Raw genomic sequence first — 5,134 nt, 5'->3', positions numbered from 1 at the left:
TGAAAGTGCTAGAGATGGCACTAAATCGGGAGTATGGCTCAGCCGTCACCCTCATTGCTGTAGATGAGGAGTTTGTCGAAGTCGGGCTGAGCGGAAGCTGGATTGCCGAGGACAAGGACGCTCACGAAGGGACGCTCACGAAGGGATGTTCTTGGCGGTGATGAGCGATCAAGTTGAGCGTTTCACCTACAAGCTGTGGCAGATGAGCAAAGTCCACATTTCCTCTCCAGCTTAGGGGCAAATCCAGTGGGAGAGAGCGATACAAGGATCTTCTGATAGTCGTTCTCCCCCGTCTCAAAAAAGTTGTAGTACCCGCTTGACGCCTTGTAGTATTTTGTATTATATTTGTAGTATGAGATGAAACACGGAGGAGCTAATCCAATGAACACTCACTCCCACACTAAAAACAGTACTCTCTTGAAGCTCTTTGAGTTCTTACCCACTCACTTCTCTGGCACTGACCTGCCACTTCAAGAAGACTCATCAGATCAGGGAAATTTATCTTTCACTCAGTACAAACAAAAGCGACAGAACATCCAGCAAATCTATTACCTGGAACGGCGTTGCTTCCTCTAATTCCTGCTGATTTATCAGCCAACCTGAACCTTGAAAACTGAATCGCCACCTTGGGGGTGTAGCTTAGTTTGGCTCAAAGCAGTCGCCTGTCGAGCGAAAGATCGTGGGTTCAAATCCCATCTCCCCCGCTTTGTAGCATCGTGGGCGACTAGAGAAGTCGCCGTGCCTCTCAAGCATGGAGAAGCGGGTGCAACTCCCGTCGATGCTTCCAATGAGGGTGTAACTCAGATGGACAGAGTGCTTGTTTCCGAGGCAAGTGGTCACAGGTTCAAATCCTGTCATCCTCGTTGCTGTGCCCTGATGTCAGAAGCCTACATACAGTAGAACGATCGTTTGAAACACGATAGGTTGCTGGTGCAATTCCAGTCCTCGCCTCCAACCCTGGCGAGGTAGTTCAATCCAAAACAGCTTCTTCAACTTGCACAGCAAATTTATCTCCAGGTCGCCAAGTGGGAAGGCGTTGGTCTGCAAAACCGACTATTCGTGGGTTCGATTCCCACCCTGGAGTCCAATCATTGCAGTGTCACCTAACGGCTAAGGTACTCGGCTCATAACCGAGGATATGTGGGTTCGACTCCCACCACTGCGACCAATGCACAGATGGTGTAACGGCAACATCGCGGTCTCCAAAACCGTTGTTCGAGGTTCAAATCCTCGTCTGTGCGTTGTCGTGCCCTAATCGAAGAAGCTTACATACTCGCCTAATGGTAAGGCAACTGTCTCAAGAACAGTCAACTACAGGTTCAACTCCTGTGTGTGAACAACAGCTTTTTCAACTTGCACGGCATACATGGTGCAGAAGCGAAGTGGTCGAGCGGCACGTCTTTCAAGCGTGTGATTAACGGGTTCAAGTCCCGTCTGCACTGCCAAATCTTGCTCAAATATGAGCAACCCCAAAAAACATAGGTCGGCTCGCCTACTGGTGTGGGCAACGGTCTGTAAAACCGCCGCGATCGCATTGCTGGTTCAATTCCAGCCCGACCTACCAACGATTTGATTGACAACATTATGGAGAGTAAATCGATCAGGAGATCGACGCTGTTTGCTAAACAGATGGATGAACAATTGTGGTTCGAGTCCACTGCTCTCCGCCTTTGAGAACGTAGTGTAACGGCAAGCATCTCGGTCTACGAAACCGTAGCTCGCTTCCCGAAGGGTAGAGTGAAGGTTCAACTCCTTCCGTTCTCGCCAAACATGGAGGTTGTCCGGCACGGACGAGGAAAGCGTCTTGAAAACGCCTGCGGGTGAAATACACCGTCAAGAGTTCGATTCTCTTAGCCTCCGCCTTTTGGGAATGTAGCTGAGCTGGGTTTAGCGCCAGGTTGAAGCCCTGGAGACGCGGGTTCGATTCCTGCCGTTCCCATCCCTAACTTAGGGAGTTGTATTGCCCCATAGCTCAATGGTGGAGCTGGCGGCTGTTAACCGCAGGGTTGTAGGTTCGAGTCCTACTGGGGCAGCCATTCATTGCCGAGTGGACGACATGGAAAGTCGCTGTGACTCTGAATCACGGAGATGCTGGTTCGACTCCAGCCTCGGCATCCAATCGTAGTGGGAAGTACGCAAACAGGTAAAGCGACTTGATTTTGAATCAAGTGGTTGAGGGTTCGATTCCTTCCTTCCCAGTCGGGGGGCATGAGAGATTACTGGGTCAAGTTCTCTATCCTCCTGTTTCACACTCCTGTAGCCCAATCGGAAGAGGCGGCTGTCTCAAAACCAGTCAATGTGCGGGTTCGACTCCCGCCAGGAGTACCACTCGCTACCTAGAAATTTTGGACAACCAAAATTTGTGCTGCTGTAGCCCAACCGGAAGAGGTGCTGGTCTTAGAAACCAGAGGTTGTGGGTTCGACTCCCACCAGCAGTACCAACGATCGGGATGTAATTCAGCGGTCAAAAGCCTTGGTTTGGGACCAAGGAGTCGTGGGTTCAAATCCTACCATCCCGACCATTTGCCCTTGTGACGGAACTGGCAGACGTGCTGGCTTCAGAGACCAGATTTTGTGGGTTCAAATCCCACCAAGGGTACTGATGCTCCTGTGGCGGAAGGGAAGACGCTCTAGACCGAGGATCTAGATTTTGTGGGTTTCTCCATTCGGAGACGCTTCGCGTTTCTTGAATGCCGTAGGCTATACGATTCCCACCGGGAGTACCAAGCACCGAAGGCGGAAGTGGTGGACGCGCACGCCCGATAAGCGTGTTATTAGCAGGTTCGACTCCTGCTCGGTGTACCAAATATCTGGGTGTGGTGCAGTGGGAGCACGTCGGTATGCCTACGGCAGGCTGCGCCAACGGGGAACCGGAAATCGTAGCTACCCTGCGGGAAGGCAAAGCCTACAATCCCTACCAATCAGACCCTTCGGGTCGTTGGCAGAGCGGATATGCAGCCGCCTTTTAAGCGGAGAGATCCAGGTTCAACCCCTGGGCGACCCACCAAATTCAACCTTTGGTTGAGCAGTGAAAAATTGGGCGTTTGGCAGAACGGTCATGCACCTCCCTCTTAAGGAGACTGACGTAGGTTCAACTCCTACAGCGCCCACCAAAGATGCCCCTGTGACGCAATTGGCAGACGTGTCCGGCTTAAAACTGGAATCTTGCGAGTTCGAGTCTCGCCGGGGGTATAGCGGGGATAGAGCAAGAGCGGCTCGGCAGTCTCATAAGCTGCGATCGGTGAGTGCAACTCTCACCCCCGCATCCAAATGCAGGTGTGATGTAACGGGAAACATGAGGCTCTCGTACAGCCTTCATGCAGGTTCAACTCCTGTCGCCTGCTCCAATGCAGACGTGGTGTAACTGGCAACACAGGGGCTTGGTACGCTCCCGATATGGGTTCAACCCCCATCGTCTGATCCAAATGTGCTGGTGTAGCTCAGTTGGCAGAGCACTCGCCTTGTAAGCGAAAGGTTGCAGGTTCAACTCCTGTCGCCAGCCCCAGAATGTGGACATGGTGTAGCGGTAGCATGTGAGGCTTCCAACCTCTTGGTGTGGGTTCGAGTCCCACTGTCCATACCAAACGCGATCGTGATGTAGCGGCGAGCATCTGAGTGCGCCACACTCAGCGCATGGGTTCGAGTCCCATCGATCGCTCTCGTAGTCCTGTAGCTCAATGGTGGAGCATCTGTCTTACAAACAGAGGGTTGCATGTACCGCTTCGCGGAAGCAAGCTACAAATCCTGCCAGGACTACTAACTTTTGGGAGTGTCGCCTAATGGAAAGGGCATCGATCTTCTAAATCGACCTGTGTAGGTTCAATCCCTACCACTCCTGCCATTTTTTCAAATATTGCCACCTGGCAATCATGGGTCTGTAGCTTAACTGGGAAAGCGTCTGCCTTGCAAGCAGAAAGATGTCGGTACCGCTTCGCGGAAGCAAGCTACAAATCCGATCAGAATCCACCAAACCTGGGTCTGTAGCTCTAGTGGCAGAGCGCCTAAACCACCTTGTACCCCAACAGGCAAAGCTTACATACTAACTTCCTGTTAAGAAGCAAAAACAGCTTTGAGAACTTGTACGAGGGATGAGTGCAATTCTCATCGGGAGGCGATCGGTTCGATTCCGATCAGATCCACCAAATGGGACCATAGCTCAACTGGCTAGAGCGCCTGTCTTGCAAACAGGAGGTTAGGGGTTCAAGTCCCCTTGGCTCCACTGTGACTGAACCCGAAGTGGTGGAGGGGCTGGTTTGTGACACCAGTGTTAGCGAGTTCAACTCTCGTCAGTCACCCCAAATGGAAACTGCGGCTGAAGGTCAGCAACCTGCCTCGTAGCTTGCTTCCCGCAGGGTAAACAGGCGTGCAGTTCATGCTGTAGAGGTTCGATTCCTCCAGTTTCCGCTATGGAAGGTGCGGCTGTGTGGACGGCAACTGGCTTGGAAGACCAGAGGATAGTGTAACGCTATCGAGGTTCGATTCCTCCTCCTTCCGTTGTTCTATTGATAAGCAAGAGGTGATAGCAATGGTGCATATTCGATTTGAGGGGAGATCGCTCGATATCCCAGAAACTCAACTGGGAATTACGACAGGCATGAATGATGTGGCTGTTAAAGAACAAGTCTCTAGACACTTAGATGTTCATACCAATCGGCTCTCTGCTTATGTGATCGATCGCCGTCCAAGTGGTGACTTGATCATTCGTCCTGAAGCGGTTTACGGTTAATCATTCAATTCCGCGCCCTGACTTGAGAAGCTTACATACTTAGGGATCAGAAGGTTGCAGGTGCGACTCCTGCTTACTCCGGTTGGGGTGATAGCTCAATCAGTAGAGCATCTGAATGTATCAATATAGCGGTCCTAAATGAGTTGTGAGAAACAGCCATAGGAAAACAGCTTTGGAAAGTCAAAGGTTTGACGGTGAGTCACAAATTCAAATAGGAATTTAACGACATTAAACGATTGACACAAGTGGTAGTACTCTCGAATGAATCGTTTAGCCTGCAACCAAATATCTTCAATTGGGTTCTGCTTGGGGTCATTGGGCGCAAAGCGAATGCAAGTGATTTTCCAGTTGGACTCATCGAGTCCTTGATTAACCGATTCCAGATACGCTTTGACTGCTTGGGCGCGA

Annotated in this window: 3 protein-coding genes, 33 tRNA genes and 1 pseudogene; 36 read left to right on the top strand and 1 reads right to left on the bottom strand. The window is 51.2% G+C overall.

Annotated features, from left to right (window positions below):
* Positions 1-381 precede the first annotated feature (381 nt).
* The 36 genes from AC1S52_RS05225 to AC1S52_RS05050 all read left to right on the top strand — a co-directional run bounded on the left by AC1S52_RS05225 (position 382) and on the right by AC1S52_RS05050 (position 4,726).
* Positions 382-576, top strand: a complete 195-nt coding sequence (locus tag AC1S52_RS05225; RefSeq protein WP_482027951.1) for a hypothetical protein — start codon at positions 382-384, stop codon at positions 574-576.
* A gap of 52 nt (positions 577-628) precedes the next feature.
* Positions 629-704: transfer RNA gene (locus AC1S52_RS05220), tRNA-Asp, on the top strand.
* Between the two features lie 6 nt (positions 705-710).
* A tRNA-Glu gene (locus AC1S52_RS05215) sits at positions 711-787 on the top strand.
* Positions 788-789: 2 nt separating this feature from the next.
* Positions 790-863: transfer RNA gene (locus tag AC1S52_RS05210), tRNA-Arg, on the top strand.
* Between the two features lie 148 nt (positions 864-1,011).
* A tRNA-Cys gene (locus AC1S52_RS05205) sits at positions 1,012-1,087 on the top strand.
* A 5-nt stretch (positions 1,088-1,092) separates the two neighbouring features.
* Positions 1,093-1,168, top strand: a tRNA-Ile gene (locus AC1S52_RS05200).
* 2 nt (positions 1,169-1,170) lie between these two features.
* Positions 1,171-1,241 (top strand) — tRNA-Trp (locus tag AC1S52_RS05195).
* A 30-nt stretch (positions 1,242-1,271) separates the two neighbouring features.
* Positions 1,272-1,336, top strand: a tRNA-Leu gene (locus tag AC1S52_RS05190).
* A 32-nt stretch (positions 1,337-1,368) separates the two neighbouring features.
* A tRNA-Glu gene (locus AC1S52_RS05185) sits at positions 1,369-1,445 on the top strand.
* 35 nt (positions 1,446-1,480) lie between these two features.
* A tRNA-Tyr gene (locus tag AC1S52_RS05180) sits at positions 1,481-1,564 on the top strand.
* A gap of 108 nt (positions 1,565-1,672) precedes the next feature.
* A tRNA-Arg gene (locus AC1S52_RS05175) sits at positions 1,673-1,767 on the top strand.
* A gap of 5 nt (positions 1,768-1,772) precedes the next feature.
* Positions 1,773-1,860 (top strand) — tRNA-Ser (locus tag AC1S52_RS05170).
* Positions 1,861-1,866: 6 nt separating this feature from the next.
* A tRNA-Phe gene (locus AC1S52_RS05165) sits at positions 1,867-1,939 on the top strand.
* 22 nt (positions 1,940-1,961) lie between these two features.
* Positions 1,962-2,036, top strand: a tRNA-Asn gene (locus AC1S52_RS05160).
* Between the two features lie 5 nt (positions 2,037-2,041).
* Positions 2,042-2,118 (top strand) — tRNA-Gln (locus AC1S52_RS05155).
* A 7-nt stretch (positions 2,119-2,125) separates the two neighbouring features.
* Positions 2,126-2,199: transfer RNA gene (locus tag AC1S52_RS05150), tRNA-Gln, on the top strand.
* A 51-nt stretch (positions 2,200-2,250) separates the two neighbouring features.
* Positions 2,251-2,328 (top strand) — tRNA-Leu (locus AC1S52_RS05145).
* A gap of 36 nt (positions 2,329-2,364) precedes the next feature.
* Positions 2,365-2,441, top strand: a tRNA-Leu gene (locus AC1S52_RS05140).
* Positions 2,442-2,446: 5 nt separating this feature from the next.
* A tRNA-Pro gene (locus AC1S52_RS05135) sits at positions 2,447-2,522 on the top strand.
* Positions 2,523-2,525: 3 nt separating this feature from the next.
* Positions 2,526-2,599: transfer RNA gene (locus tag AC1S52_RS05130), tRNA-Leu, on the top strand.
* A gap of 5 nt (positions 2,600-2,604) precedes the next feature.
* Positions 2,605-2,726: transfer RNA gene (locus AC1S52_RS05125), tRNA-Leu, on the top strand.
* Position 2,727: 1 nt separating this feature from the next.
* Positions 2,728-2,805 (top strand) — tRNA-Ile (locus AC1S52_RS05120).
* On the top strand, positions 2,769-2,969 hold the full coding sequence (locus AC1S52_RS05115) for a hypothetical protein (protein ID WP_482027950.1): 201 nt from the start codon (positions 2,769-2,771) through the stop codon (positions 2,967-2,969). The genes AC1S52_RS05120 and AC1S52_RS05115 overlap by 37 nt, the downstream gene beginning before the upstream one ends.
* A tRNA-Lys gene (locus AC1S52_RS05110) sits at positions 2,933-3,007 on the top strand. Before AC1S52_RS05115 ends, AC1S52_RS05110 begins: the two co-directional genes overlap by 37 nt.
* A gap of 31 nt (positions 3,008-3,038) precedes the next feature.
* Positions 3,039-3,113: transfer RNA gene (locus AC1S52_RS05105), tRNA-Lys, on the top strand.
* 5 nt (positions 3,114-3,118) lie between these two features.
* A tRNA-Leu gene (locus tag AC1S52_RS05100) sits at positions 3,119-3,192 on the top strand.
* 2 nt (positions 3,193-3,194) lie between these two features.
* A tRNA-Met gene (locus AC1S52_RS05095) sits at positions 3,195-3,265 on the top strand.
* Positions 3,266-3,272: 7 nt separating this feature from the next.
* A tRNA-Thr gene (locus tag AC1S52_RS05090) sits at positions 3,273-3,347 on the top strand.
* Positions 3,348-3,429: 82 nt separating this feature from the next.
* Positions 3,430-3,505, top strand: a tRNA-Thr gene (locus AC1S52_RS05085).
* Between the two features lie 4 nt (positions 3,506-3,509).
* A tRNA-Gly gene (locus AC1S52_RS05080) sits at positions 3,510-3,583 on the top strand.
* Between the two features lie 80 nt (positions 3,584-3,663).
* Positions 3,664-3,756, top strand: a tRNA-Val gene (locus AC1S52_RS05075).
* Positions 3,757-3,765: 9 nt separating this feature from the next.
* A tRNA-Arg gene (locus AC1S52_RS05070) sits at positions 3,766-3,841 on the top strand.
* Between the two features lie 30 nt (positions 3,842-3,871).
* Positions 3,872-3,969: transfer RNA gene (locus AC1S52_RS05065), tRNA-Ala, on the top strand.
* 176 nt (positions 3,970-4,145) lie between these two features.
* Positions 4,146-4,219: transfer RNA gene (locus AC1S52_RS05060), tRNA-Ala, on the top strand.
* Positions 4,220-4,221: 2 nt separating this feature from the next.
* A tRNA-His gene (locus tag AC1S52_RS05055) sits at positions 4,222-4,298 on the top strand.
* Between the two features lie 227 nt (positions 4,299-4,525).
* Entirely contained in the window at positions 4,526-4,726 is a 201-nt protein-coding gene (locus AC1S52_RS05050; protein WP_482027949.1) for a hypothetical protein, read from the top strand.
* A 134-nt stretch (positions 4,727-4,860) separates the two neighbouring features.
* On the opposite strand, the pseudogene AC1S52_RS05045 reads toward AC1S52_RS05050, so the two are convergent.
* A pseudogene (locus AC1S52_RS05045) lies at positions 4,861-5,134 on the bottom strand (IS630 family transposase); the annotation flags it as partial.

This window comes from Kovacikia sp. CALU 1929 (genome assembly GCF_056784235.1).
This window is presented reverse-complemented; position numbering and strand designations above follow the sequence as displayed.

Excerpts from the sequence above, each read along its gene's own strand:
- AC1S52_RS05225 (WP_482027951.1), top strand. The coding sequence starts at position 382 with ATGAACACTCACTCCCACACTAAAAACAGTACTCTCTTGAAGCTCTTT.
- AC1S52_RS05050 (WP_482027949.1), top strand. The coding sequence starts at position 4,526 with ATGGTGCATATTCGATTTGAGGGGAGATCGCTCGATATCCCAGAAACT.